The 26,988-nt window shown below is 65.5% G+C and carries 24 protein-coding genes and 1 tRNA gene; 6 read left to right on the top strand and 19 right to left on the bottom strand.

The genetic code is table 11. The features are described 5' to 3' along the window. Positions 1 to 28 precede the first annotated feature (28 nt). The 4 genes from J3474_RS05620 to argH are packed head-to-tail and all read right to left on the bottom strand — an operon-like array spanning position 29 to position 3,751. Complete coding sequence (locus J3474_RS05620) at positions 29 to 826, bottom strand: NAD(P)-dependent oxidoreductase (protein ID WP_207093372.1); 798 nt, start codon at positions 824 to 826, stop codon at positions 29 to 31. A gap of 20 nt (positions 827 to 846) precedes the next feature. Next, the gene (gene lysA / locus J3474_RS05615; RefSeq protein ID WP_207093371.1) at positions 847 to 2,112 is read right to left on the bottom strand and encodes a diaminopimelate decarboxylase; all 1,266 of its coding nucleotides are present in this window, start codon (positions 2,110 to 2,112) and stop codon (positions 847 to 849) included. Positions 2,113 to 2,130: 18 nt separating this feature from the next. Continuing rightward, positions 2,131 to 2,370, bottom strand: coding sequence for a hypothetical protein (locus J3474_RS05610; RefSeq protein ID WP_041558695.1), 240 nt, complete (start codon positions 2,368 to 2,370; stop codon positions 2,131 to 2,133). Between the two features lie 7 nt (positions 2,371 to 2,377). Continuing rightward, positions 2,378 to 3,751, bottom strand: a complete 1,374-nt coding sequence (gene argH, locus J3474_RS05605) for an argininosuccinate lyase (protein WP_007013027.1) — start codon at positions 3,749 to 3,751, stop codon at positions 2,378 to 2,380. 19 nt (positions 3,752 to 3,770) lie between these two features. Here argH and J3474_RS05600 point away from each other — a divergent pair, with 19 nt between their 5' ends. Then, positions 3,771 to 4,355 carry a TlpA disulfide reductase family protein gene (locus J3474_RS05600; protein ID WP_007013026.1) on the top strand — a complete coding sequence of 195 codons (585 nt, stop codon included), beginning with the start codon at positions 3,771 to 3,773 and terminating at the stop codon, positions 4,353 to 4,355. 133 nt (positions 4,356 to 4,488) lie between these two features. Here the strand turns inward: J3474_RS05600 and J3474_RS05595 are convergent. Next, positions 4,489 to 4,564: transfer RNA gene (locus J3474_RS05595), tRNA-Val, on the bottom strand. A gap of 206 nt (positions 4,565 to 4,770) precedes the next feature. Here J3474_RS05595 and J3474_RS05590 point away from each other — a divergent pair. Then, on the top strand, positions 4,771 to 6,069 hold the full coding sequence (locus J3474_RS05590) for a HAMP domain-containing sensor histidine kinase (protein ID WP_207093370.1): 1,299 nt from the start codon (positions 4,771 to 4,773) through the stop codon (positions 6,067 to 6,069). A 13-nt stretch (positions 6,070 to 6,082) separates the two neighbouring features. On the opposite strand, the gene J3474_RS05585 is transcribed toward J3474_RS05590, so the two are convergent. The 6 genes from J3474_RS05585 to dcd all read right to left on the bottom strand — a co-directional run bounded on the left by J3474_RS05585 (position 6,083) and on the right by dcd (position 11,786). Then, on the bottom strand, positions 6,083 to 7,525 hold the full coding sequence (locus tag J3474_RS05585; RefSeq protein ID WP_207093369.1) for an aspartate kinase: 1,443 nt from the start codon (positions 7,523 to 7,525) through the stop codon (positions 6,083 to 6,085). Beyond that, positions 7,522 to 8,436 (bottom strand): ectoine hydroxylase, encoded by a 915-nt coding sequence (gene thpD, locus J3474_RS05580; RefSeq protein ID WP_013831867.1) that lies wholly within the window; start codon positions 8,434 to 8,436, stop codon positions 7,522 to 7,524. Before thpD ends, J3474_RS05585 begins: the two co-directional genes overlap by 4 nt. 18 nt (positions 8,437 to 8,454) lie before the next feature. Beyond that, entirely contained in the window at positions 8,455 to 8,868 is a 414-nt protein-coding gene (locus tag J3474_RS05575; RefSeq protein WP_207093368.1) for an ectoine synthase, read from the bottom strand. A gap of 71 nt (positions 8,869 to 8,939) precedes the next feature. Further along, on the bottom strand, positions 8,940 to 10,271 hold the full coding sequence (gene ectB / locus J3474_RS05570) for a diaminobutyrate--2-oxoglutarate transaminase (RefSeq protein WP_207093367.1): 1,332 nt from the start codon (positions 10,269 to 10,271) through the stop codon (positions 8,940 to 8,942). A gap of 17 nt (positions 10,272 to 10,288) precedes the next feature. After that, positions 10,289 to 10,777, bottom strand: a complete 489-nt coding sequence (gene ectA, locus J3474_RS05565) for a diaminobutyrate acetyltransferase (RefSeq protein ID WP_013831864.1) — start codon at positions 10,775 to 10,777, stop codon at positions 10,289 to 10,291. 454 nt (positions 10,778 to 11,231) lie between these two features. Then, a complete protein-coding gene (gene dcd / locus J3474_RS05560; protein ID WP_007013018.1) occupies positions 11,232 to 11,786 on the bottom strand; it encodes a dCTP deaminase in 555 nt (184 codons plus the stop codon). 685 nt (positions 11,787 to 12,471) lie between these two features. Here dcd and wecB point away from each other — a divergent pair. Both wecB and wecC read left to right on the top strand, forming a co-directional pair. After that, entirely contained in the window at positions 12,472 to 13,611 is a 1,140-nt protein-coding gene (gene wecB / locus J3474_RS05555) for a non-hydrolyzing UDP-N-acetylglucosamine 2-epimerase (RefSeq protein ID WP_207093366.1), read from the top strand. Then, a complete protein-coding gene (wecC, locus tag J3474_RS05550; protein WP_207093365.1) occupies positions 13,589 to 14,890 on the top strand; it encodes a UDP-N-acetyl-D-mannosamine dehydrogenase in 1,302 nt (433 codons plus the stop codon). The genes wecB and wecC overlap by 23 nt, the downstream gene beginning before the upstream one ends. A gap of 226 nt (positions 14,891 to 15,116) precedes the next feature. On the opposite strand, the gene J3474_RS05545 is transcribed toward wecC, so the two are convergent. The 5 genes from J3474_RS05545 to J3474_RS05525 all read right to left on the bottom strand — a co-directional run bounded on the left by J3474_RS05545 (position 15,117) and on the right by J3474_RS05525 (position 20,338). Beyond that, positions 15,117 to 16,625, bottom strand: a complete 1,509-nt coding sequence (locus J3474_RS05545) for a sodium:alanine symporter family protein (RefSeq protein WP_207093595.1) — start codon at positions 16,623 to 16,625, stop codon at positions 15,117 to 15,119. A gap of 158 nt (positions 16,626 to 16,783) precedes the next feature. Further along, positions 16,784 to 18,163, bottom strand: a complete 1,380-nt coding sequence (locus tag J3474_RS05540) for an L-serine ammonia-lyase (protein ID WP_207093364.1) — start codon at positions 18,161 to 18,163, stop codon at positions 16,784 to 16,786. 120 nt (positions 18,164 to 18,283) lie between these two features. After that, positions 18,284 to 19,051, bottom strand: a complete 768-nt coding sequence (locus J3474_RS05535) for a molybdopterin-dependent oxidoreductase (protein ID WP_007013013.1) — start codon at positions 19,049 to 19,051, stop codon at positions 18,284 to 18,286. Next, a complete protein-coding gene (locus J3474_RS05530) occupies positions 19,048 to 19,902 on the bottom strand; it encodes a cytochrome b/b6 domain-containing protein (protein WP_207093363.1) in 855 nt (284 codons plus the stop codon). The genes J3474_RS05535 and J3474_RS05530 overlap by 4 nt, the downstream gene beginning before the upstream one ends. A gap of 19 nt (positions 19,903 to 19,921) precedes the next feature. Further along, positions 19,922 to 20,338, bottom strand: coding sequence for a secondary thiamine-phosphate synthase enzyme YjbQ (locus tag J3474_RS05525; protein ID WP_013831856.1), 417 nt, complete (start codon positions 20,336 to 20,338; stop codon positions 19,922 to 19,924). 319 nt (positions 20,339 to 20,657) lie between these two features. On the opposite strand from J3474_RS05525, the gene J3474_RS05520 reads away from it, so the two are divergent. After that, the gene (locus J3474_RS05520) at positions 20,658 to 23,267 is read left to right on the top strand and encodes a TonB-dependent receptor (RefSeq protein WP_207093362.1); all 2,610 of its coding nucleotides are present in this window, start codon (positions 20,658 to 20,660) and stop codon (positions 23,265 to 23,267) included. Positions 23,268 to 23,284: 17 nt separating this feature from the next. Continuing rightward, complete coding sequence (locus J3474_RS05515) at positions 23,285 to 24,337, top strand: tyrosine-protein phosphatase (RefSeq protein ID WP_207093361.1); 1,053 nt, start codon at positions 23,285 to 23,287, stop codon at positions 24,335 to 24,337. A gap of 30 nt (positions 24,338 to 24,367) precedes the next feature. Here the strand turns inward: J3474_RS05515 and J3474_RS05510 are convergent, their stop codons facing one another. The 3 genes from J3474_RS05510 to J3474_RS05500 are packed head-to-tail and all read right to left on the bottom strand — an operon-like array spanning position 24,368 to position 26,965. Further along, positions 24,368 to 25,627 (bottom strand): bifunctional alpha/beta hydrolase/OsmC family protein, encoded by a 1,260-nt coding sequence (locus tag J3474_RS05510; protein ID WP_013831852.1) that lies wholly within the window; start codon positions 25,625 to 25,627, stop codon positions 24,368 to 24,370. A gap of 25 nt (positions 25,628 to 25,652) precedes the next feature. Further along, on the bottom strand, positions 25,653 to 26,039 hold the full coding sequence (locus tag J3474_RS05505; RefSeq protein ID WP_207093360.1) for an OsmC family protein: 387 nt from the start codon (positions 26,037 to 26,039) through the stop codon (positions 25,653 to 25,655). Between the two features lie 29 nt (positions 26,040 to 26,068). Then, positions 26,069 to 26,965 (bottom strand): pirin family protein, encoded by an 897-nt coding sequence (locus J3474_RS05500; RefSeq protein WP_038575894.1) that lies wholly within the window; start codon positions 26,963 to 26,965, stop codon positions 26,069 to 26,071. Between the last annotated feature and the right edge of the window lie 23 nt (positions 26,966 to 26,988).

The following is a 26,988-nucleotide window of genomic DNA, read 5'->3' as shown; positions in this document are numbered from 1 at the left end:
GCGACTCGCGTTGTGCCCGAGGGGCAGCTCAGTCGGCTCCGGGGGCCATGCGCAGGAGGATGGTAAGCCCTTCGCCCGTACGCGGGCTCTCGCCCGTCGCGACCATGACCCGCGCGGCATCGGCGCGGGCACGGTCCAGCACCGCGCGGGGAACTTCGGTTTCGTAGGCGATCAGGTCGGCCGATCCCAAGAGGCGCGCCTGACGCAAAGTCAGGTCCTCCGGATCGTCACTGTGCAGGACGATCTCCACCACGCCCACCCGCTCCTGACCGGCTGCCGAGAGCCAGTCGTCGATCCTGCCGGCGCTGGCTTCGTCGAGCGGGTCCAGCGGTCCGCCCGAGCCGAGCGCGGCATCGAGCGCGCGGCGGCGATCTCCGGCATCGGGGAAGCGCCCACGCAAGGCAGCCCGGGCGGCGCCCAGCGCCTTTGCAAGCGCTCCGAGCGACTGCGGCAACAGCAATTCCAGACGCAGGCGCAGCTGCTTGGCGAGGCCCGCCGAAGCGCCGCCCGTCCCGATGGCGACGAGAACCGGCGAGCGATCGAGGATCGAGGGGACGGTAAAGTCGCACAGCGCCGGACGATCGGTGGCATTCACCAGCAATCCCGCACAGCGCGCACGAACCGTGTCGCCTTGTGCCGCTGTCTCGTCCTCATGGGCGATGAAGGCGAGCCGCGCGCCCTTGTCGATCCCTTCCTGCAGGTCGTCGACGACGATGCCGCCCGCCCGCTCGACCAACCGCCGTTTCGCCTCGGCCGCTTCCCCCGCGCCCAGCACCACAACCGGCTGGCCGGCGATGCGGTGGAACAGGGGAAGGGTTTCGATCATCTTCGGATCACTCCGCGCAATTACGCCTGCTTCAGCCACTCCGGCACGCGTTCGGCGGCCAGGATGGTTTCAGGCTCGATGCGGTTGGCGACGAGGCCCCACTTCGCGCCGTCGACCATCACCTCGGGCACCAGCGCACGGCTGTTGTAGGTATTGGCCATCGTCGCGCCGTAGGCACCGGCAGTGCGGAACACGCCGAAATCGCCTGCCTCCACTGCATCGATCTCGCGCCCCATGGCGAAAGTGTCGGAGCTTTCACAGATCGGGCCGACGATGTTCGCAACCATCGTCGCGCCGGTCGGGTTGACCGCCGCGAAATCGTGCCAGGCATCGTACATCGCCGGACGGGCGAGGTCGTTCATTGCCGCATCGACCACCACGAAGGGGTTCGACGCGCCCTGCTTCACCCGGATCACCTCGGTCACGAGCACACCGGAATTGCCGGTGATGACGCGGCCCGGTTCGAACATCAGGGTGACGCCCCAGTCCTTCGCCACATCGTGGACCATGCGCCCGTAGTCATCGGGCGTGGGCAGGCTTTCGCCCACCTTGTAGGGCACGCCCAGGCCGCCGCCGAGGTCCATGTGCGTGACTTCGTGGCCTTCGGCCCGGATCGTCTCCATCAGCGCGCCCATCTTGATGAAGGCCTGGCGCGAGGGTTCGAGGTCGCTGATCTGGCTGCCGATGTGCACGGCAAGGCCGCGCATCTGCAGGCCGGGCAATCCGGCGAGGCGGGCGTAGATGCCGGCGGCCACGTCATAGGCGACGCCGAACTTGTTCTCGGCCTTGCCGGTCGAGATCTTGGCGTGGGTCCTGGCATCGACATTGGGATTCACGCGCAGCGCGCAGGAGGCCCGCTTGCCCAGTACCGCGGCGATTTGCGCCAGCTCGACGCCTTCTTCCTCGCTCTCGAGGTTGAACTGCCCGATGCCCGCCTCGACCGCTGCCTTGAGCTCACGCTTCGACTTGCCGACGCCGGAAAAGACGATGTCACGGGCCGGGATGCCCGCGGCCAGGGCCCGGCGCATCTCGCCTTCCGACACTACGTCAGCGCCGTAGCCTTCGCTGGCCAGCAGATGCAGTACGGCCAGGTTGGGGTTGGATTTGACGGCAAAGGCGATGTGCACGCTGGGCAGGGCCGAAAGCGCCTCGCGAAAGACGCGGGCATGGCGCGTCAGCGTGGCGCGCGAATAGACGTAGACCGGCGTGCCGACTTCGCGCGCGATCGTTTCGAGCGGCACGTCCTCGGCGTGAAGCGCGCCGTTCTTCAGTTCGAAATGGTCCATTGTTGTCCTGTCAGGGGCTTATTCGGGCGGCGGGAGATCGTAGGGATCGTCCTCGCGTTCCTCGGATCGGGTGCGCAGTTCGACGCTGCGCTCGGGGATCGCCAGGGTCGGCGGATTGAGCAGTTCGTCCGATGTCGGCCTTTCCGCACGGCCATAGGGCGCGGGCGGCAATTGCTGCCCTTCCCGCAGCGACAGCCCCTTGCGCTGGCCGCAGGCAACCAGCGCAAGAACGAGAACGAGCGGGATGAGCTTGCGCAAGGTAGACTTACTCCAGACCGAGCGCGGACCGGGCCTCGGCCACGCGCAGGCGAACCTGATCGGGCGCGGTGCCGCCGTGCGAATTGCGCGCGGCGACCGAAGCCTCGACCGAGAGCGCCTTGAATACGCGCTCGTCGATGCGGCTGTCGATCTCTTTCAGGTCGGAGAGCGGCAACTGGTCCAGCGCCAACCCGCGCGTTTCGGCGAGCTTCACTGCAGCGCCGGTTATGTGATGCGCCTCGCGGAAGGGAATGTTGCCCTCGCGCACCAGCCAGTCGGCAAGGTCGGTGGCCGTGGCAAAGCCCAGCTCGGCCGCGCCGCGCATGCGGTCGGTGCGGAATCTGGTGTCGGCGACCATCCCGGTCATCGCCGCGACCGACAGCGCCAGCAGGCTGGCGGCCTCGAAGACCGGTGGCTTGTCGTCCTGCATGTCCTTCGAATAGGCGAGCGGCAGGCCCTTCATCGTCATCATCAGCGCAGTCAGGCAGCCGGTGATGCGACCGGCATGGCCGCGCACCAGTTCGGCGGCGTCCGGGTTCTTCTTCTGCGGCATGATCGAGCTGCCGGTCGACAGCGCATCGGGCAGAGCCACGAAGCCGAAGGGCTGGCTCGCCCAGATGATGAATTCCTCCGCCAGACGCGAGAGGTGCAGCGAGCACTGCGAGGCCGCCATCAGGTAGTCGAGCGCAAAGTCGCGGTCGGACACCGAATCGAGACTGTTGTCGGTCGGCGCATCGAAGCCCAGCGCCTGCGCGGTCATCTTGCGGTCGATCGGAAAGCCGGTCCCGGCCAGCGCCGCCGAGCCGAGCGGGCTGCGGTTCATCCGTTTGCGGGCATCGGCGAAGCGCGAACGATCGCGCGAGATCATCTCGTAGTAGGCCATCAGGTGATGGCCCAGGGTAACCGGCTGCGCGGTCTGCAGGTGGGTGAAGCCGGGCATGATCGAATCGGCATGCTCACCGGCGCGGGTGACGAGCGCGACCTGCAGCGCCTCCAGACCGGCGTCGATCTGGTCGATGGAGTCGCGCACCCACAGGCGGAAATCGGTCGCCACCTGGTCGTTGCGCGAACGCGCCGTGTGCAGGCGACCCGCCGCCGGGCCGATCAACTCGGTGAGGCGCGATTCGGTCGTCATGTGGATGTCCTCGAGGTCCCAGTCCTCGGGCACGCCGTTTGCCTCGTACTCGGCCGCGACCTTGTCCAGCCCCTCGGAAATCAGCACCGCGTCCTCGCCCGCGACGATGCCGCAGGCACCCAGCATGGCGACGTGCGCCTTGCTGGCGGCGATATCCTGACGCCACAATGCCTTGTCGAAGGGGATCGAGGCATTTATCTCGCGCATGATTGCCGACGGTCCACCTTCGAACCGTCCGCCCCACATCTGGTTGGAGCCTCCCATCTTGCTGTCTTCCCGATCGCTCAAGTGTCTCGTCCTTACTGGCGCCCTGCTGGCCGCGGGCTGCGATAGGCAAAGCGAAGGGGAGTCGCAACCGCAGGCTTCGCAGGCGCCTGCCGAATCTGCCGCGCCGGCCCAGGCCGCCTCGAAAAAGCTGGATCGCTCGCACAAGGGCGATCCGATGCCGGTAATCACGCTGGTCGACAATACCGGCGAAACGCTCGACCTTGCCTCGTTCAGGGGCAAGCCGCTGCTGATCAACCTGTGGGCCACCTGGTGTGCGCCCTGCATCGAGGAAATGCCGACGCTGAACGCCCTGATCGCCCGCGAAGACGAGACCGGCGTCGCCGTCCTGCCGATCTCGCAGGACATGGGCCAATCGGACAAGGCCGTGGAAATCCTGCGCCGCCGCAAGCTGGACCACATCCAGCCATGGGTCGACGACAACGGCGACCTCGGCTTCCAGTACGGCGGCAACCTGCCGGTGACGGTGCTGTTCGACAGCAAGGGCAAGGAAGTCTGGCGCTACACCGGCGGCAACGACTGGACGAGCCCGGAGGCGCTCAAGCTGATCGCCGAGGCCAAGTAGGCTCTCGGCGGAGGGAGGAGAAGGCCCTGCGCCATCGGCCTTCCGGGCTGACCACCTCCTCCTGCCCCACCAAGACAAGCAGCATGGACAGCGTGCCAACGGCACCGCGCGATGAACTTAAACTTGAGGAAAGTGGTGGGCGGTGAGGGGCTCGAACCCCCGACCCTCTCGGTGTAAACGAGATGCTCTACCAACTGAGCTAACCGCCCGGCCTGCCGGAGCCCCGGGCCTTTACGCGAAAATGGCCGCTCGTCAACCGGAGGTTTCGTTTCCGGCGCGTCGGACGTTTGCCGGGTTTCAAATCGTTGCTGGCCGCGCTTGGCGATTGACCTGCATGGCGCGGGGTGGAAGCCAGCACATGACAAGCATCGGTAGCCGCGCAAAAGGCGAACCGGCCGAGAGAGGATCGAGATCAGTGGCCCGCCCAGTCCCTACCCGTCTTGCAGCCTACGTGGCGGTCGTGTTCCTCGTCCTTGCACTGGTGCAGCTGGGCGCGAGCCTGCTGTTCTACAGCGCGATCGATCGCCAGACGCTTCGCGACGATCATGCGCGGCGCGTGGCCGAGCTGCTGGTGGTGAGCGACAGGGTGCATGCGCTCGATCCCTCGCGCCTTGCCGAGAGCATGACGACGCGGCACCTCTCCGCCCGGGTGGCAACGGCTCCGCTGGTCGCCGCGCCGACGGGCGATGCCGCGCTCATGGCGATTGCCGCACGCATCGTGGAATGGGAGCCCTCACTCGCCAATCGTTCGCTGAACCTTGCAACGACGCGCGCGTCCGGCGGCGGACGGGACCTGATCGGCTCGATCCGGCTGGGCGAGAAGGGCTGGCTCAACTTCCGCTCGCGCGACATCAGTTCGATGTGGCCGGTCGCCCTGCGCGCGACCGCGCTGACACTGGCGACGACGCTTGCCTGCCTGGCGCTGGGCCTGGGCGCGCTGCATCTGCTGACGCGCCCCTTGCGACGGCTGGCCGATGCCGCCGAAGCGATCGGTCAGGGACGGCAGGTGCCGATCCGCGAAGGCGGCCCCAAGGACTTGCGCAATCTGGGCCATGCCATGAATGTCATGCAGGCGCGCATCGAACGCCTGCTGCGCGACCAGGCGCTTTCCTTCGAGGCGATCAGCCACGATTTGCGCACGCCGCTATCACGCCAAAAAGTCGCCAGCGACCTGATCGACGATCCGGAAATCGCCGCGCTGATGCGCGAGAGCGTCGATGAAATGGAGGACCTGCTGGCCTCGCTGCAGCGCTTCCTGCGCGCGCAACACCTCTCCGCTGAGCCGGAGAGCATCGACCTTGCGTCGTATCTCGCCGACCTCCTCGCCGGGTTCGGCAACCGCGCGAGCCTGGAAATGCACGGTCGTTCCACCGCGCGCACCTACCGTGAGCCGCTGGCGCTCGCCATATGCGCCCTCGTCGAGAACGCCGTGCACTTCGGCAAGCGGGCCCGAGTTTCACTGGTGGAAGAGAACGGGCGTCACGCGGTGATTATCGAAGACGAAGGGCCGGGGATCCCGCCCGACTATTTCGAGGCGATCCTCGACCCCTTCTTCCGTCTCGACGAAGCCCGTCAGCGCGACACGAGGGGCTTCGGCCTGGGTATTCCCACGGCGCACCGGCTGATGATGCGCTTCCACGGCGGGCTCTCGTTCGCCGCTGCGCCGGGCGGCGGATTGATCGCCCGACTGGAAGTGCCCAGCCCGCCGCCCTGACAGGCAGAGCCCGTCAGGCTGCGGCGCGCTGGCCCAGTCGTCCGGCGTCCTCGACGAGCGCCCCGTGGAGAGCGCGGATCGCCGCGTCGAAATCGTGCGAGTGGATGATGAACTGCACGTCGACGTTGCGGATCTGGTGCTGCATCGCGAGCACGTCCACTTCGGCGTCCATCAAGGCCGCAAGCGCGTGGGGGACGAGGCCCGGTTCGGACAGGTCGCTGCCGATCGCCGAAACCATCGCCACCGGCTGCGAAGTGATTACCGCACCCGGATAGGCACGCTCAAGGTCGGTAACGATACGCTCCATCTTCGCTGCGGCGATACCGCTCAGGTAATGGGTGATCGTGTTGGCGTTCGAGCTCTTGCTGACGATCCACGCCCCGTGCTTGGTGAGGGTTTCGAGTATCGCGGCGTCGTAGCCCTTCTCGCCGACCATGTCCTGCTCGAAGAACTGCAGGGCGTGGACGGTCTGGAGCCCGGTGACGATCTCGACGCGCGGCTTGTCGGACACATAGTTGCCGCGGATGAGCGTGCCTTCGTCCTCGCGGTCGAAGGTGTTGCGCACGCGCAGCGGGATTTCCGACTGGCGCAGGCCGCGGCCTGCGCGCGGGTGGATCGCTTCCATGCCCAGGTTCGCGAGCTGGTCGGCCACATCGTAGTTGGTGCGGCCGATCTTGCGGGCCTTGCCGGTGCCGACGAGCTTGGGGTCGGCGCTGGAAAGGTGGAACTCCTTGTGGATGATCGCCTCCCGCGCCTCGGTCAGCACCGCGATGCGCGAGAAGGTCATTTCCGAATAGCCGCGGGCATAGCGGCGCACCATGCCGCCTTCGCAGCCGGCATAGCCGGTGACGATCGGCATCTGCGTCGCCAGGTCGATCGGCTCGAGCGCCTTGAGGATCTGGTCGTCGAGGCTGGCAAGCTCGTCATGGTTCCAGGTGGTGAGGTCGACGAAGACCGCGTTCACGCCCCGGTCGCGCAGCAGCAGCGCAGTCGAGTGCGCGGAATGCGCTTCGCCGAGACCGGCAAGCATTTCGCGCACGGTGACCATTTGCTCCTTGAGACAGAACCGGCCATGCGAGCGCAGGCGGTCGAGATCGTCGAGGCAGGCATCGAGCGCGGCAACACGGTCGTCGACGAAGCGGTTCGCCTCGCGCAGGCTCTCCGGCCTGACGAACATCTGCGCATTGCGCTCATGCATGGCGTCGCGCACGCGGGCGAGCGCATCCTGCCAGCCACCTTCGACATCGTTGGCCGAGAAGTGGGCATAGACGCCCGCCTCGCCCGACTTCTTGTGCTCGAGCAAGAGGTCGGTCATTCCGGCATAGGCCGAAACGACGAAGATGCGATTGTACAGCTCGGCGCCTTCGCGTCCCGCGATGAGGACATTGTCGAAGACGGTAGAGGTGGCGGCCATCGAGGTACCGCCGATTTTCTCGACGCTATGGGCTGCAGTCATGCGGCAACTCCCATGAGTTCGCCCGAGACCGGCCGGATCGGCTCGACCTTGCGGGCAGCAATGAAATCGGGGCGGGGCTTCTCCGCGCCGAAAGGAGCAACGAGGCGATTGCTCACCGCGTTGAATACGAAGAATGCATTGGAACGGGGGAACGGCGTGATGTTGCCGTTCGAACCATGCATGGTGTTGCAGTCGAACAGGATCACCGTGCCGGGCTTGCCGGTAGGCGCATCGATGCCGTGCCTGTGGGCCAGTTCGGCCAGGCTGTACTCATCGGGCACGCCGAACTCCTGCTTGCGCAGCGAGTGCTTGTAGTGATCGTCCGGCGTCTCCCCGACGCAGCTGACGAAGACCCGCTGCGAACCCGGAATCAACATGAGCGGGCCGTTGTTGGCATCGTTTTCCGCCAGCAGCACCGACATCGACAGGCAGCGCATCGACGGCATGCCGTCTTCGGTGTGCCAGGTCTCAAAGTCCGAGTGCCAGAAAAATTCCTTGCCCTTGAAGCCCGGCTTGTAGTTGAGGCGCGACTGGTGGATGTACACCTCGTCGTCGAGCAGGTAGCTGGCGACGCCCGCCAACCGCTCGTCGGCGGCCAGGCGCTCCATCATCCGGCTCTGTCCGTGGATGCGAAAAATCGAACGGACTTCGCGGCTGTCCGGCTCGGAAATGACGGTCTCGTCCTCCAGCCCGGCGGGATGGGAGAGAAGACGGCCGGTCTCGGCCTGGAGTGCGGCAATTTCAGCTTCGGAAAAGACGTTTTCCAGTACGAGATAACCGTCCCGGTCGAACCGCTCGATCTGCTCGGCGGTCAGCGGCGCGCCCGGTTCCCAGGCACGCCGCGCGACAGGTTCGTGACGCGCGAGCAGCTCGGGCTGCCCGGCGCATCGCGACGGATATTGGTCCTGCATTGCTACCCCCGTCTGCGTTCAGTCCGAAAGCGCGGGTTCGCGCTCTGCGTCGACATCGGCGGGGTAGGCACCGCTCTCGTCATGGACCTCGCGGCCGGTGACGGGCGGGTTGAACACGCAGGCACACAGGATCTCGGTCTCGGGACGGACGATGTGCTTGTCGTTGTTGTTGAGCGCATACATCACGCCCGGCTTCAGCTCGTGGGTCTCGCCGGTACCCAGGTCCTCGATCGTGCCGGTGCCCTTGAGGATCAGCACCGCCTCGAGGTGGTTCTGGTAATGCATGTGCAGTTCCGCGCCGGCGTACAGGGTCGTGACGTGGAACGAGAAGCCCATGCCGTCATCCTTGAGCAACAGGCGGTCGCTGGTCCAGCCTTCGGATTTGACGTGCTTGTCGCTTTTGCGAATGTCCTTGAGCTTACGAACGATCATATTATTTTTCCTTGGTTTCTTATGGGAAGCCGCGTGGCAAGGGGCGGCCGCGCGGGGCCGCCTTCCAGGCCTCAGGCGGCGACGTTGAGCTTGCGCTCGGAGCGCGTGTCCGCATCGTCGACGGGGGCGATCGCCTCGGCGATCGCTTCCTCGAGAATGTCGAGGCCGGCGTTGAAGGTCTCGTCGTCGATGACGAGCGGGGCGAGCACCTTGACGATCTCGTCATGGGCGCCGCTGGTCTCGATGATCAGGCCCTCATCGAAGCAGGCCCCGGTAATCTTGTCTGCCACTTCCCCGCTGCCGACATTGATGCCGCGCATCATGCCGCGCCCGCGGGTCGAAAGACCGTGGCGGCGGGCAATGCGTTCCAGTCGCTGCTCGAGAATGCCGCCGCGGCGGGCGATGTCGTCGGCGAAGGACGGATCGGCCCAGAATTCGCGCAGCGCCGCCGTCGCGGTGACGAAGGCGTGGTTGTTGCCGCGGAAAGTGCCGTTGTGCTCGCCCGGGTTCCACACGTCGAGTTCGGGGCGGAACAGGGTCAGCGCGAAGGGCAGACCCATGCCCGAGAGCGACTTGGCCAGGGTGACCACATCGGGGGTGAAGCCCATGTCCTCGAAGCTGAAGAAGCCGCCGGTACGGCCGCAGCCGGCCTGGATGTCGTCGACGATCATCAGCGCGCCGTGCTTCTTGGCGAGCGCGGCGATCTTGCGCAGCCATTCCGGACGCGCTGCATTGAGGCCGCCTTCGCCCTGCACCGTCTCGACGAGGAATGCCGCCGGGGCATCGAGGCCGCTCGACGGGTCGGCAAGGCGCTGTTCGAGCAGGTCGGCGGTATCGACCTCGTCGCCGAAGTAGCCGTCGAACGGCTCATGGCTGACGTGGCTGAGCGGAACGCCGGCGCCGCCGCGCTTGCCGGCATTGCCGGTGCAGGCGAGCGCGCCCAGGGTCATGCCGTGGAAACCGTTGGTAAAGGCGATCACCATTTCGCGGCCGGTGACCTTGCGGGCCAGCTTGATCGCGGCCTCGACGGCGTTGGTGCCGGTCGGACCGGTGAACATTGCGCGATAGTCCAGGCCGCGCGGGCGCAGGATCACGTCCTCGAAGGTCTGCAGGAAATCGGCCTTGGCATCGGTGTGCAGGTCCAGCGCGTGGGTCACGCCATCGCTGGCGATGTAATCCATCAGCGCCTGCTTGAGCACCGGATGGTTGTGTCCGTAGTTGAGCGAGGAGCAGCCCGACAGGAAGTCGAGATAGCGTCCGCCCTCGCTGTCATGCATCCAGACGCCCTGCGCGCGGTTGAACTGACGCGGCATGGAACGGGAGTAGCTGCGCACCCCGGATTCACGGCGGTCATAAATGGCGGTATCAGGCGTCTTGGCGCTCGGCTTGGGAGTCGTCATCATCTCAGGTGTTTCCCTGTTCAGTTGAATTGGGCGGACGGCAGCGGCGAAATGCTCGCCTGCCATTCCGTGTCGTGCGCACCTGCGAAGTGCGCCTCGCGCTCGAAGCGCGGTTGTTTGGTCAGCTCGGCGCCATGGCGGCGCGCGAAGGCCTGGAAGAGGCCCCATGAAGCGTCGTTGGTTTCGGTCACGGTCGTCGTGAGCGTGGTCGCCCCCTTCACGGCGGGGCGCGCAATCAGTTCATCGAGCATGCGCCCGCCCAGACCCAGGCCGCGCGCCGAAGCGTCGACGGCGACCTGCCAGACGAAGATTCGCTCGGGATGCGAAGGGGGCCGGTAGCCGGAAATCCATCCGACGATCTGGCCGTCCCTCTCGGCGACGACGCAGGTATCGGCGAAGTCGCTGCACTGCAGGAGGTTGCAGTAAGCGGAATTGGTATCGAGCGGCGGCGATGCTGCGATCAGCGCCGAGATCGCGGGCCCGTCTTCGGCCCGCGGACTTCTCAGCAACAGGCGGTCATCGCCGCTCGTTCGTTTAGGGCCCTCCGGATCGTCCCGGTGGCCCGGCTTACTCAAACTTTCTTCAAAAATTCCTTCACCCTCCAAAGCACATTTCAGTGCTTGGTTATCCTCGCTCTCACGCTTTGGACGGCTTCACATAGTTTTTCATGGGATTTTTGCAACAGCCAGCACGGCCGCGTTCGGGGAGATCCTTCACATTTCGAATGAGATAGTTAGGCCGAATAAGCATCTGCCAACAGGCCGCAAAGCCCCGCAAACACTGGCGCTTGCGGGGGTCGGCGAAAGGCAACCACCGGCCCCCTCGCTGCACTGCGAAAAAAATTATCCCCGAGAGCGCTTCACACGCGCTTCGAGCGGCGAATCAGCAAAAGGCCGGACGCAGGCACGCGCCGAGCGGACCAAAAGCGGCCCGGATTCGGACGAAAATTCGGAAAGGCGCGCCTTACAGGCGCGGCAGGGTCACACCGCGTTGACCCATGTACTTGCCGGCGCGGTCCGCATAGCTCGTCTCGCACGGCTCGTTCCCCTTCAGGAACAGGAACTGGCAGGCGCCCTCGTTGGCATAGATCTTGGCCGGCAGCGGCGTCGTGTTCGAGAATTCGAGAGTGACGTGCCCTTCCCAGCCGGGTTCGAGCGGAGTGACGTTCACGATGATGCCGCAGCGGGCATAAGTGGACTTGCCCAGGCAAATCACGAGGATGTCCTTGGGCACGCGGAAATATTCCACCGTGCGGGCCAGAGCGAAGGAATTGGGCGGGATCACGCAGACGTCGGTTTCACGATCGACGAAGGAGTTCGCGGCGAAGTCCTTGGGATCGACCACGGCCGAATCGACATTGGTGAAGATCTTGAACTCCGGCGCGACGCGCGCGTCGTAGCCATAGGAAGACAGGCCATAGGAAATGCATCCGTCGCGGCGCTGTGCCTCGACGAAAGGCTCGATCATGCCGTTTTCCTGCGCCTGCTGGCGGATCCACTTGTCGCTCAGAATTGCCATGCCCGGTTGATTCCCCAAGGGCGCCGCCGGAGCAAGTGGCCAGCCCCGGTTGTCCACCGAGGCGAGAGGCACGAGCCACCACGGACATCGCCCCGCCAGTCGTCGTACGGGCGCGAGAAGCACCCAGCGCGCTTGGGCGACAAGGGCCAAACCGGGCGATGCCATCCACCGGCCGAATCGCCTGGAGCCGGCGATTCGGCTGGGAAGGCCTTGGGCACAGCGCCAATCACATCCGTAAAGCCATGGAAAACGGAGATAGTTTACGCCCAGCCTTTTGCGACTGGATCGAATCGGCCCCGTATGATCTACTTAGAGATGCGACCCGAAGGGCCTGTTTACACAGTAGGCTCTGAACAACTTGAACGGCGGCTTGTTTAAGCTGCCGTTTCTTTATGCGGCAGCACAGACGGACATTGTGACATTCATCGCCAAGTAACATTGGCGCGCCATGACTATATCTTGTTATGACCGCAATTTTCATCCTGCGAACTGACAGCACTATAGCGAAAGCAAGGACTTTGCGCACGTTCATTTCAGCCGAAATGGTACAGTAAGGCATTAAAATGTCGTCACCTTCCCGTATCGGCATGGCGCCTGCCGCAAATGCCGCGCAGGATGGTGTCCGATCCGGGCCGCGAGGCGAGCCTTAGATCAAGGTTAACTACAGGGTGCTATTTCCGGCGCGATGACCCAGACTTCCCGCATTCTCGTGATCTTCGGCACCCGCCCCGAGGCGATCAAGCTCTTCCCCGTCGTCCATGCACTGAAAGCCGATCCGCGCTTCGAATGCGTGGTCTGCGTCTCGGCGCAGCATCGCCAGATGCTCGACCAGGTGCTCGACATCGCACGGATCGTGCCCGACCACGATCTCGACGTCATGCAGCCCGACCAGACGCTCGACGCACTGACCGCCAACCTGCTGACCGGCATCGGCAAGGTCATGGACCAGGTGAAGCCGGACCGGGTCATCGTGCAGGGCGACACCGCCACTGCCATGGCCGGCGCGCTCGCCGCCTATTACCGCAAGGTTCCGGTCGACCATGTCGAGGCGGGCCTGCGCTCCTACAATATCTACCATCCCTGGCCCGAAGAAGTGAATCGCAAGATCATCGGTGCGATGGCCAGCCTGCACTTCGCGCCGACCGAGACCTCGGCCGCGGCACTGGTCAAGGAAAACGTCGATCCCCAGCGCGTTCATGTCACCGGCAACACGGTGATCGATGCGCTGCACTGGGTCAGCGCACGGATCGAGGCCCAGCCCCATCTCGCCGCCGGATTGGCAGACCTCGAAACGAAATTCGCCGGCAAGCGGATCATCGGCGTCACCAGCCACCGGCGCGAGAATTTCGGCGAGGGCATGGAGCAGATCGCCACGGCCATCCGCCGCATCGCCGAGCGTCCGGATACGGCGGTGATCTTCCCGGTCCACCTCAATCCCAACGTGCGGCGGGTGATGAACGATCGCCTGTCCGGACTGGAAAACGTCGCCCTGATCGAGCCGCTCGACTATCCGCATTTCGCGCGCCTGCTCAATATCGCGGAGATCATGCTGACCGACAGCGGCGGCGTGCAGGAGGAAGCCCCGGCGCTGGGCAAGCCGGTCCTCGTCATGCGCGAGACCACCGAACGCCCCGAAGGCGTGGAGGCGGGAACCGCGAAACTCGTCGGAACTTCAGCCGAGACGATCGTTACCGAAATATCAACCTTGCTCGACGATACCGTGGCCTACGAGGCCATGGCGCGCGCCCACAATCCCTTCGGGGACGGGCAATCCGCGCGCCGAATCGTGGAGCTGCTAGCGAATGAAATCGGACAAGAAGCCTGAGGTCTGCGTCGTCGGACTGGGCTATATCGGACTTCCCACTGCCGCCGTGATCGCCCGCGCCGGATGCCGGGTGCTGGGCCTCGACGTCTCTCAAAAGGTCGTCGACACGATCAATCGCGGCGAGATCCACATCGAGGAAGTCGATCTCGATGGGCTCGTCCATGGCGTCGTTTCGCGCGGATTGCTGTCCGCCTCGACGCAAGTGGCGCCAGCCGATGTCTTCGTCATTGCCGTGCCCACGCCCTTCGACAAGGATCACGCCCCCGACATTTCCTATGTCCTGTCGGCCGGGCGCACGATCGCCCCGGTGCTGAAGCAGGGCGATGTCATCATCCTGGAATCGACTTCGCCGGTCGGCACGACCGAACAGCTGCGCGACCTGATCGCCGGGCTGCGCCCCGACCTCAAGATTCCCGGCCTCACCGGCGAGATACCCGACATCTCGATTTCCTACTGCCCCGAGCGCGTGCTGCCCGGCCGCATCCTGGAAGAACTGACCAACAACGACCGCTCGATCGGCGGCATCACCCCGCGCTGCGCGCGCAAGGCGCTGGCCTTCTACAAGCGCTTCGTGCGCGGCGAATGCGTCACCACCGATGCCCGCTCGGCCGAGATGACGAAGCTGGTCGAGAACGCCTATCGCGACGTCAACATCGCCTTCGCCAACGAGCTTTCCATCGTCGCCGACCGCATGGGGCTCGACGTGTGGGAAGTGATCCGCCTTGCCAACCGGCACCCGCGCGTGAACATCCTGTCACCCGGCCCCGGCGTGGGCGGCCACTGCATCGCCGTCGACCCCTGGTTCATCGTCCACGGCGCGCCGGAGGAGACCCCGCTGATCCGCACCGCGCGCGGCGTCAACGATGGCAAGATGCATCACGTGATCGCCAAGGCCGAGGCGCTGGTCGAAGCGCATCCCGGCGCGAAAGTCGCCTGCCTCGGCCTCGCTTTCAAGGCCAACATAGACGACTTCCGCGAGAGCCCGGCGCGTTTCGTCGCCAGCCGCCTCGCCCGCAAGTTCGGGGATCGCATCCATATCGTCGAGCCCTATGCCGCCGAATTGCCGATCGAGTTCACCGGCACCGGCGCGCGCCAGATCGACATCGACGATGCCCTGGAAGCCTGCGACATCCTGATCGTGCTGGTCGACCACGATGTCTTCCGCGTCGTGCCGCTGGCCGAGCGTGCGGACAAGCTGGTCTACGATACCCGCGGCATCTGGCCCGACCAGCCCCGCGCATTGCGCGAGACGGAAACCGCCCTGCGACTGGTCGGCTGAGAGGGCCGCAAGCGCCCTTCGGCAAGCTCCGGGCGTTTTGCGGGCGCCTTTCGGCAGGCTCCGGGCGTTTTGCGGGCGCCCTGCGACTGGTCGGCTGAGGGCCGCAAGCGCCCTTCGGCAGGCTCCGGGCGAGCGGGCCTCCGTGTGCCCGCTGCCTTTCGCTGCGCCATCGACTTACCCCCGCCCATCCTGAGCTTGTCGAAGGATGAACGGGGCAGCCGGGGCCTTATTCCTCGCGCATCGCCACGTGATGATCGTGGCCTGCGTCCTTCTCGCCCCGGGCGAGCCTGAAGACCACGCCTGACAGCGCCGCCAGCGCAATCAGGTTGGGCACGGCCATCGTCGCATTGGCGATGTCGCCCAGACGCCACACCAGCTGCAACGGCTGGCTCGCGCCGATGAACACCGCAAAGCACCACAGCACGCGCCAGATGTAGTGCAGGATCTTCTCACCGCGCGCACTGGCGCCGGGCACCTTGTCGTAGAGGAAGGTGATTGCGCGCTCGCCGTAGTAGCTGAATGTCAGCAGGGTGGAGAAAACGAAGAGGATCAGCGCCAGCGAGGCGATGATACTGCCAATCGCAAGACCCCCGATCTGTACCGGGAAAGCCGCGGCGAAGGCCCCCGAAGTCATCGCGAAGCCGGTCAGGTCGGACTGCCATGCGTGCTTCACCGCATGTCCGCCACCGGTGAAGTTACCCTCTACGGTAAGGATCACCAGCGCGGTCATGGTGCAGATGACGATGGTGTCGATGAAAGTGCCCATCATCGCCATGCGGCCCTGCACTTCCGGGTCGTCGGTCTGGGCGACGGCGTGGGCCATCGGGGTCGTGCCCTGCCCGGCCTCGTTGGAGAACAGGCCGCGCGCAACGCCGGCGCGCAGGGCAAGCATGATCCCGGCGCCGACGAATCCGCCGACCGCCGACTGCCCCGAGAAAGCGCCGCCGAAGATGCGCCCGAAAGTCTCCGGAATGTCCTTGATGTCGAGCAGGATCGCGATGAGGGCCATGAGGATATAGGTCCCGGCCATGAACGGCACGATCTTCTCCGCGACGGCACCGATGGACTTGATGCCGCCGATGATGACCACGAAGACCGCGATCGCGGCAATCAGGCCGCCGAGCCATTCGTCGATGCCGAACAGTTCGTTCATGCCGTCAGCCACCGCGTTCGCCTGGATGGCATTGCCGGTGATGATGGTCGAGATCAGCGTGCCGATGCAGAAGATGACCGCAAGCCAGGTCCACTTGGGGCCAAGGCCGCGCACGATGTAGGTCATCGGGCCGCCGCGCCAGTAGCCTTCCAGCGACTTCTCGCGGAAGCGGATCGCCAGCGAACCTTCGGCAAAGGCCAATGCCATGCCGATCAGGGCCGTGACCCACATCCAGAAGATCGCGCCCGGACCGCCCAGCGCAAGCGCGGTGGCGACGCCGGCCATGTTGCCGGTGCCGACCTGTCCGGACAGCGCAGTCGAAAGTGCGGCAAATGGACTGATTTCACCCGACCCGGCGCCCTTGCGGCTGCGAAACAGGCCGGCAAAGGCATTGCCCAGCTTGCGCAGCGGATAGAAGCGCAGGCCGATCATCATGTACAGGCCGATGCCCAGCAGAACGATGACCATCGGCGGGAAAGGCAGGACGATCGCCCCGTCCCAGGTGCCGCCCCAGATGAAGTCCGAGATATTGGTGATACGGTCGATCAGGCTGGTATCCTGCTGCGCTGCAGCCGCCGCCATGTTCAAGATTGTCATTCGCTGGCTATCCCCTGATTGCTGCCTTGCGATATCTTTTGCCCGCTCTGTGGATCGACGGGCTCAATTGCGGATTCGTGAACTAAAGTTGCGCGATGGGAAAGGTCCTATCCGCAACGGGCGAAGGGTCCAGCGCTACGCGTTCAGCAGGCCACGACGTTGATCGCGAGGCCGCCCTGGCTGGTTTCCTTGTACTTGCTCGACATGTCGACGCCGGTCTGGCGCATCGTCTCTATCACCTGATCGAGCGAGACGCGCGGCGTTTCGCCTGCGTGTAGCGCGAGCTTGGCGGCATTGACCGCCTTGACCGCGGCAATGGCATTGCGCTCGATGCACGGGATCTGGACGAGTCCGCCGACCGGATCGCAGGTGAGGCCAAGGTTGTGTTCCATGCCGATCTCTGCCGCAGCGGTGACCTGTTCGGGCGTGCCGCCCCAGACCGCCGCAAGCCCTGCGGCCGCCATCGAGCAGGCAACGCCGACCTCGCCCTGACAGCCCATCTCCGCGCCCGAGATCGAGGCGCGCTGCTTGTAGAGCATGCCGATCCCGGCTGCCGTGAGCAGATAGCGGCGAGCCTTGGCGGCAATCGCACTGTTGCCCTCGCTGCAATACTGGCGCAGCAGCGAGGGGATGATTCCCGCCGCGCCATTGGTGGGCGCGGTGACGACCCGGCCGCCCGACGCGTTCTCCTCGTTAACTGCCATGGCATAGAGGTTGAGCCAGTCCATCAGCGTCTCGGCCTGATTGTCCTGCGGCCGCGCAATCAGGTTCTGATGAATGGCGCGCGCCCGGCGCCGCACCTTGAGTTCGCCGGGAAGATGCCCTTCGCGCGACAGGCCGCGGTCGATACAGGCATTCATCGCCTGCGCTATCGCATCGAGGCCAGCCAACGTCTCCGCCTCGGGGCGCCAGGCCGCTTCGTTCGCAAGGACGACTTCGCAGATCGCCATGTCCTCGCGGGCGCAGATCTCGAGCAATTGCGCGCCGGAACCGAATGGCAGGCGTACTGGCGGACCGAAGATCAACTGGTCGTTGCGCGCCGTCTGCTCAAGCTGCGCGCGGCTGGAAAAGAACCCGCCGCCGGTCGAGTAGAAATCCGCTTCGTCGATCCGTGCGCCGGCATCGTCGTAAGCGGATAGCACCATGCCGTTGGGATGGAGGTCGGGCATGGAGGCGAAGTCGAGGACAAGGTCCGTTTGCGGATCGAAACCGATCTCGCGCTCGCCCAGCAGCGTGACGCGGCCCGTTTCGCGCACGTCAGCCACGGCTGCGTAGGCTTCCTGGGGATCGACGGTTTCCGGGCGGTAGCCGCACAGGCCGATGATGCAGGCATCCGGCGTACCGTGCCCTTCCCCCGTCAGCGCCAGCGATCCCTGCAGGCCAATGCGCACCCGCGCTACCTCGCCCAGCCTGCCGCGTTCACGCAGTTCGACGAGGAACGCAGTGACAATGCGCATCGGGCCGACGGTGTGGGAGCTCGAAGGACCAAGGCCGATGCGAAACAGGTCGAGAGCGGAAATCACTGCTGGGGACTACTCCTGCGTAGGGCTGAGGTCATGCCCGGAGCCTTGCGGCCTCGAGGGGACACCAAGTGGGAAGACGCAGGAATAGGCCCGCTCCTCATTACGTCACGGGCCAAGGCGTCAAATTCCGGCATACCAGGCGTAGGCGCCCTGGTCCTCCCAATAGCCGCCCCTGCCGCCGTAGAGCCCGTCGAGCGACGCGCGCGCCTCGATGCGGGTCACGAACTTGGCGTGCTTGTAGCCTAGCTGCTTTTCGACGCGCAGGCGCAGCGGCGCACCGTGCTGCTGCTCAAGCGGCCTGCCATTCATCTGCCAGGCCAGGATCGTCTGGGGATGGAATGCATCGACGAGATCGATGGATTCGTAGTAGGGCCGCCCGCGATAGAGATCGGCGCAGTGGAAGACGATGTACTGCGCCTCGGGCTTGAGCCGCGCGAGATCGAGGACTTGGGCGAGGCGCGGCCCCTGCCACTGACCGATCGCGCTCCAGCCTTCGACGCAGTCGTGCCGGGTGATCTGCTTGCGCTGGGGCAATTGCCTCAGCGCGGTGAGCGGGATCGCCAGCGGCCGTTCGACCAGCCCGTCCACCTTGAGCGACCAGTTCGCAAATCCCTGCGCAAGGTGACGGCGATATTCCTCGCCTGCGCCTTCGCGGCTGCCGTTGGCGCGGAACACCGGCGACATGTCGCCGGCGGAGAACTCACGCGCAAGGGCATTGCGGCCCAGCGCGCGCTGGCTGGCCTTGTGCAGGTCTTCCCCGCTTTCGAGCGCGGAGCGGAAGGCGGGATTCTCGAAAAGCTTGTCGCAGCCCGACAGGAGCAGGCCGCCGGTCCCGACCACCCCGGTGCGGATCAGGGTGCGGCGCGAAAGGATCAACTGGCGGCTCATTGGCCTTTCTCCTTCGGCAGCCGGTACCTGCCGGTAATCATCGAGCGCACTTCGTTGATGGGCCCGGCCAGCACGACCATGACAATGTGCACGACGAAGAAGGCCACGAGCAGGAAGGCGCAGATGAAATGGACCGAGCGCGCCGATTGCCGCCCGCCGAACAGTTCGGTGACGATGGGCGCCCACGCATCGGTGCCCGGCGACATGGCAAGGCCGGTGACGATCATCAAGGGCAGCAACCCGAACAGGACCCCGGCATAGGCGAGCTTCTGCAAGGCATTGTAGCGCAGCGCCGCCGCGCCTTTCGGGAAACGCAGGCGCGCGTGCTGCTTCACGTCTTGCCACAGGTGCCGCGGGCTCCATTCCCTGCGGGTGATATGGATGTCGCGCCGCAAGTGCCCGTTGACCAGCGACCAGAGCAGGTACGCCAGCAACCCGAGAGCCAGCACCCATGCGAAGGCAAGGTGCCAGATACGCGCGCCGGCCAGGCTGTAACGCGAAGGGATCGTCACCCAGGGCGGGAAGGCATAGCGTTGCTGGCGCCCGTCGCCGTCCTCCCACAGGCCGAGGACGCCGGTGGTGTCGACCCGCGCGTCGCCTACCTGCAGAAACCCGCTGTACTCGCCGGTCCGGGTATTCTGCAGGGTGCCGATCTTGAGCCAGGGCTGGTCGAAGTTCGCCCCGTATTCGCCCCAGTAGAGCCGCGGGTGGGCATTGAAGATCATCAGACCGCTCATCAGCATCACGAGCAAGGTGACGGCATTGATCCAGTGCCAGAGGCGGGTCGAAAGGCGATGGCGGCGCACGAGGTCTCCGCCTTGCGCGCGCTCGGGTGATTCATGTTTTCCCATCCCTGCCGGCTCCTTTCGGCTATTGACCCAGAAGGTGGATCGCCACTTGCCGGCGATGCGGCATGCGGCGGTGCTCGGCAAGGTAGATGCCCTGCCACGTGCCCAGCGCCATCCTCCCGCCGATCACCGGGATCGACAAGTTCACGCCGGTCAGCGTCGCGCGCAGGTGCGCGGGCATGTCGTCCGGCCCCTCATCGTCATGCGCGTAGTGATCGCCTTCAGGCGCAAGGCGCTCCAGCCAATCGAGCAGGTCGCTGCGCACTTCGCGGGCGGCGTTCTCCTGGATCAGTAGCGACGCCGAGGTATGACGGCACAGCAGGGTCAGCAGCCCTTCATCCACGCCTTGTGCAGCAAGCCATTCGGCAACTGCGCGCGTGATTTCGGTCAGGCCCCGTCCGGGCGTGTCGATGGAAAGGAGTGTGGTGACCTGCTGCATGGAGGCGGCGATACTGCGCCGGGCGCGGCTGGCTTTCAACCGGTTCCGCGCGATCGTGCAAATGCCATCACATTTTTGCAGTCCACATCATTTTTACGAGAATGGCGCCCGATGGCGTCGGCGCTCTCCGCCAGAATGTACGGCGCAAGCCACTGGTAAACAGAGGAAATCGTTAGCTTCCCGACATCTGTCGGACAGGCAATTGTCATAATACTATTATAAATCTGAAACCGAACTGTCCCTGAACTTTTCGCGCCCTGTCACAAACCCCTCCTAGGCGCCGCCCCGAAGACAGATCACTTCAGGGAAAGACCAGCAGATGAAACATCTTTCGTACCGCGCGGCGGGCCTCGCCAGCGCGCTGGCCATTGCAGTATCCGGCGCCGGAATGGCGCGGGCCGCGGATTCCGGAGCTTCCGACCTTGCCGCCGCCGAAGCGGGCGTTTCGCCGCAGGACGACATGATCCCGGGCGGCGAAATCGGCAACACCATCATCGTCACCGGCACCATCCTCGCCTCGCAGCAGGCCTCGGTCGAAGCCAAGCGCAAGGCCGACAATCTCAGCGACATCGCCGCAGCCGACGCAGTGGGCCGCTTCCCCGACCAGAACGCCGCGGCCGCGCTGGCGCGCCTGCCCGCCGTCGCCGTGCAGCGCGACCAGGGACAGGAGCGCTACATCCAGGTGCGCGGCGCGCCCAACCGCTGGACCTCGGTCTCCATCGACGGCATCCCGATGGTCGGCGTCGACGAAGGCGGCGACACCCGCGCATACCGCTTCGACGCGATCCCGGCGGTGATGCTCTCGGAGATGGTGGTCAACAAGTCGCTGACCTCTGACATGCAGGCCGATGCCATCGTCGCGACGATCGACCTGCGCACCTATTCGCCGATGGAGCAGCGCGGCCTGCACGTCTCTGGCGATCTGGGCTATGGGTTCATGGGCCTGGGCGGCGGTGAGCAGCGCCAGGGTTCGCTGCGGCTTTCATGGTCCAACGATACCTTCGGCTTCGTGCTGGGCGGTTCGCACTATCGCCGCAAGCAGCTTACCGACAACCGCGAGGTGGGAGCCTACGACGCCGAAGGCCCGACCGAGTTCGACATCCGCCAGTACGAGCTCGAACGCTGGAACAACGGCCTGTTCGGGGCCGTGGAATACAGCCCCGAAGCGGGCCAGCGGATCTATGCCAAGGCGATCTTCTCCGAGTTCAACGACGACGAGCAGCGCAACCAGTACGAACTGCGGCTCGACAAGGCAGCGGGCGGCACCCGCGGCTTCTCTTCGGGCGACCTGACCGGCGTACCGATGCGCGGCAGCTTCAACTACGGCGAATACCGCAATCGCAACTACATCGGCACGATCGGCGGCGAGTACGACGACTTCGACGGTTTCACGGCCGCGGTGAAACTCAACTACACCCGCACCGAAAACAGCAGCTACCTGCCGCTCGTCCAGTCCTCGACCAGCGGAGCCGACAACCTCTCGTTCTCCTACGATGCCAGCAATCCGAACTTCCCGATCGTCTCGCTGAACGGCGGCGCGTTCAACCAGGCCAGCCTCTCGGTCGCCGGTACCTACATGATCGGCGCCAGACAGGAGACGGTCTCGGACAGCTACACCGCCAAAGTCGACTTTTCGAAGGAGATGGGCGACCTGACCCTTTCGGGCGGCGGGCTCTATGCCGACCGCGACATAGCCGGGAACAACTTCTCGTTCTCCAACCTTACGTTCCTCGGCGCGCTCGGCTCGGTGGTCGGCCAGCCGTTCGACGTGAACAGCTACGTCACCGACAAGGCCTGGGACACCGACTTCCCGCTCGGCCTGCAGTTAAACTACGTCGACAATGTCGCCATGCGCCGCGACATCGACAGCCTGCTCGCGAGGCTGGAAACCGCAGGGCTCTACGATCCCGCGGCCGACATTCCGGCCAGCGACCGCTACGCCCAGCGCGAGAAGACGCTCGCGGGCTATGTCTCGGCCAAGCTCGAAACCGGTGCGCTGACCGCGATTGCCGGCCTGCGCGTCGAGAACTACGTGCTCGACAATTCCGGCTCGGTCCTTTCGGACGGCGCCTACACGCCGCTCACCTTCCACAAGAGCCGGACCGACTTCTTCCCGAGCCTCAACCTCAAGTACGAGGCCAGTAACGACGTGGTCCTGCGCCTTGCCGGGCAACGCGGCGTATCGCGCCCGGCCTACGGCGCGATCCGCGTCGGCGCCTCGATCAACGATACGGCATCGCCTGGCGAAATCACCGGCGGCAACCCGCTGCTCAAGCCAGAGTACACCTGGGGCCTCGACGCCAGCGTCGAATACTACCTGCCGGGCAACGGCCTGCTCTCGGTTGCAGGTTTCTCCCGCTGGGTCGACAACGTGCTGTACTCCAGCCAGCAGCCGGTCGGCTCCGACTTCTACAGCTTCGGCGGCGTCGACCGTTCGGGCTACCTGCTCAGCGGCACCTTCAACGGCAAGCACGGCAAGCTCTACGGCGTCGAGTTCAACGCGCAGAAGCAGTTCGACTTCCTGCCCGCACCGCTCGACGGCTTCGGCTTCCAGGGCAACCTGACCCTGCTCGACGGCGACTTCGATACCCCCACGCAGGAGGGCATTCCCTTCCAGGGCATGTCGAAGACGATCGCCAATGCCTCGCTGTTCTATGAAAAGTACGGTTTCTCCGGCCGCGTCAGCTACCAGTGGCGTTCGCACTGGCTGGATACGCTGGGCGGACTTGGCAGCGGCGAATACCGCCAGGGCTACGAGAACCTCGACGTTTCGCTGCGCTATGCGGTGAACGAGAACTTCACGCTCTTCGCCGACCTCGCCAACCTCACCAACGAAACGTACATCGCCTACGCCAACACCCCGGCAACGCCGACCGAAGTAGAGCGCATCGGTTCGCGCTACCTCTTCGGCGTGCGCTTCGGCTTCTGATCGAGAAAGACATCCGCATGCGTAACACCACCTGCACCGCCCTCATTGCCACGCTCGCCGTGCTGGCGTCCTCTCCCGCGTCCGCGCGGGAGATGGCGACCCTCACCCGTCTCGACGCGCAGACCGTCGAACTTGATCGGGGCGACGAAGCCCCGGCTTCGATCTGGATCAGCGCCGACACGACCATCGACGATGGCGACCGGCGCGTCACCGCCACCGCCAAGGAGCGCAAGGTGAAGCTGGCAATCCCGGCCGACGCGCGTCGCTACGTCATCCTCCTTGGTGAGAACGGCCACTCGACCGTCGTTGCCGAGCGCGTGCTGCCACTGCAGCAGGGCAGCAACTTCCGCGACATCGGCGGCTATGTAACCAAAGACGGCCATCAGGTTCGCTGGGGCAAGGCGTTCCGTTCGGGGGCGATGCCGCTGCTTTCCGATGCCGACTATGCCCTGATCGACCAGCTTCACATCGACAGCGTCGTCGACCTGCGCTCCATCGAAGAACGCGAAGTCGCGCCCGACTTCGTCGACGATCGCACCGGCGCCCTGTTCCTTGCCAACGACTATTCGCTCAAGCCGCTACTGGCGGCCTATGGCGCCGGCGATGGCGAGAACACCTACAAGGGCATGGAAAAGATGCTCGTGCCCCAGTTCCGCTCGCTGTTCCGCCGCCTGCTGGCGGATGAGGGTGCGGTGATCTACCACTGCTCGGCCGGGCAGGACCGCACCGGGATCGCCACTGCGCTGATCTACGACCTGCTGGGCGTCGACCGCGAGACGATCCTCAAGGACTACCACCTCTCGACCGCGCTGCGCCGCCCGCAGTTCGAGATGCCCAAAGTCGATCCTAAGGACTATCCGAACAATCCCATCGTCGCGATGTACATGTCGGGCGACGAGAAGCAGCGGCAGGTCGTCCAGCCGCTCTACACGCCGAGCGGGGCCTCGCACCTTGCGCAGTTCTTCACCTATCTCGACCAGCAGTACGGCGGGACCGAAGGCTACCTGAAGCAGGAAGTCGGACTGACCGACGCGGACTTCGCCAAGCTGCGCCGCGAACTGCTCGACTGAACGGAGGCTATGGGACGGAGCGCCCGGGTCTCAGTCCCGGGCGTCCACCGCCACCTGCATGTCGGCCGCATGGGCCGATTCCGGTTCGGCCGCAGCGGGCGGCTCACCGATCACCGTGTCGAAGCGCGCGCCCTTCTCGAGCGTGCGATGGACCGGGCAGCGTTCGGCCATCTCAAGCATCCGCTGGCGCTGTTCGGAGTCGATTTCGCCTTCGATCGCAATGCGGCGGGTAAAGACATCGGGCTGCGCCTGCCCGTTCTCGCGGCGATGGCCGACAGCCGTGCGGATACGCGTGACCGGCAGGCCCTTGTGATCGGCATAGAGGCGCAGCGTCATCGCCGTGCAGGCCGCCAGCGCAGAAGAAAGCAGGTCATAGGGCGAAGGGCCGGAGCCGAGCCCACCGACATTGCGCGGCTCGTCGGCGAGGAAGCGCGCGCCGCCCGCCGAGATCGCCAGCTGGAACTTGCCCACCCCGGTTTCTTCGGCCAGCACGTCCTCGCTCGGGCGCGGTGCGGGAACCGCTTGCGGCAGGTCGAGATAGCGCGCCGCCCAGGCCAGCACGACGCCCGCAACATAGTCCGCATCCCCCTTGCGCGTAAGCAGATGGTCGGCATCGTCCAGCGTCACGAAGCTCTTGGGATGCAGCGCCGCAGTGAAGATCTTGGTCGCCTGCGCCAGCGGCACCGTATCGTCCAAGGGGGCATGCATGATCAGCAGCGGCTTGCGCAGGGCCTTGAGCGCCGCGCCGAGATCGGTTGCGCGCAATTCCTCGACCATCGACTTGCCGACGCGGAACGGACGTCCGGCCAGATGGACATCGGCCTCCCCGTCGCGCTCCAGCGCCAGAAGCGCCTCGTCGCCGAAATGGTGCATCGCCACCTGCAGCGAGAATGGCGCCCCGATCGTCGCCACTGCGCGCACCGAGGCGATCCGGCCCGCTGCGGCAATCGCCGCCGCGCCGCCCATGCTGTGACCGATCAGCAGCGAAGGCGCCATGCCCTCGCCCGTCATCACTTCGGCGGCGGCGATCAGGTCGGCGACATCGGCGCTGAACCTGGAGGCAGCGAATTCGCCCTCGCTGGCGCCGAGCCCGGCAAAGTCGAAGCGCAGCACGCCGATGCCCTGCGCCGCCAGCGCGCGGCCCACGCGCACCGCTGCCAGGTTGTCCTTCCCGCAGGTGAAACAATGCGCGAAGATCGCCCAGCCCCGGGCCCGGCCGTCCGGCACGTCGAGACGGCCGGACAGGCGATGTCCATTGGCTCCGGTGAAATCGAATGCCCTTGCAGCCATGATCTGCTCCTCAGCGCGCCGCCGGTCAGGCCAGCGTGGTCTCGATGCCGATGCCATTCTTGAGCGTGAGCGTCACGGGCGTGCGCTCGGCTATGTCGGCCAGCCGGGCACGCTGATCCTGGCTCAGCGCCCCGGTAAGGGTCAGGGTCCGCTCGATATGCGCGCCCTCCTTGCCGCCCACCAGCCGCAAGCCGACATCGGCGGATTCGAGCGGCCATTCCTTGCGGTCTGCATACATGCGCAGCGTGATCGCAGTGCAGGCACCGAGCCCGGCCAGGATATAGTCGTAGGGCGCCGGTCCGGTGTTGGTACCGCCAAGCCCGGACCCTTCGTCCGCCACGAGGGCGTGACCGCTCACTTCGATCTCGGTACGATAGCGATCGCGGCCGATGCGGGCAGTTCCATGTGCCATGTGCAATGCTCCCTTGCGGTGTGCGGCGGTCAGGCCGGCAGCGGGATGAATTCGCTATCGCCCGGGACAGGGGCGAAGCGCTGCGCCTTCCAGTCTTCCTTGGCCTGCTCGATCCGGTCGCGCGAGGAGGACACGAAGTTCCAGAAAATGTTGCGGCCCTCGGGGAACGGCTCGCCGCCCAGCAGCATCAGCCGCGCCGCACCCCTGGCCCTGAGCACGACTTCCGCGCCGGGCTGGAACACCACGAGTTCGCCGGTGGAAAAGGAACCGGTCTGCCCGATCACCTCGACCTCGCCGGAAACGACATAGACTGCCCGTTCGATATGCTCGGCCTTCACCTGGTAGCGCGCGCCTTCGGCCATGACGATATCGGCATAGACCATGTCCGAGAACGTCTTCACCGGGGAGACCAGCCCATCGGAACTGCCGGCAACGAGGGTCAACCGGGTGCCGCCGTCCTCGGTCACCGGGATCTGGTCCGCCTTGTAGTGCGAGAAATCGGGATCGACTTCCTCGCGGTCGAGCGGGAGGGCGACCCAGGTCTGCAGGCCGAACAGCTTGCCGCCGCTTGCGCGGACTTCATCGGAAGTGCGTTCGGAGTGGACGATGCCGCTGCCCGCGGTCATCCAGTTGACCTCGCCGGGCCGGATCGGCTGCAACGATCCCAGCGAATCGCGGTGCAGGATCTCGCCTTCCAGCAGGTAGGTCACGGTCGCGAGGCCGATATGCGGGTGCGGCCGCACGTCGAGGCCCTCGCCGCTGTCGAAGGCGGCCGGCCCCATCTGGTCAAAGAAGATGAACGGGCCGACCATGCGACGGTGGGCGGAAGGCAATGCACGGCGGACCTTGAAGCCGTCGCCAAGATCGCGGACCGGCGGGAGTATGACGGAATCGACACCTTCGATGTCGGTGGAACGGATGGACATGGGCACTCTCCTCGGGAACTGCA

It is taken from the genome of Novosphingobium sp. PY1 (assembly GCF_017312445.1).
Lineage (GTDB): Bacteria > Pseudomonadota > Alphaproteobacteria > Sphingomonadales > Sphingomonadaceae > Novosphingobium.
The sequence above is the reverse complement of the archived record's forward strand: the minus strand, read 5'-3'. Positions and strand labels throughout refer to the sequence as shown.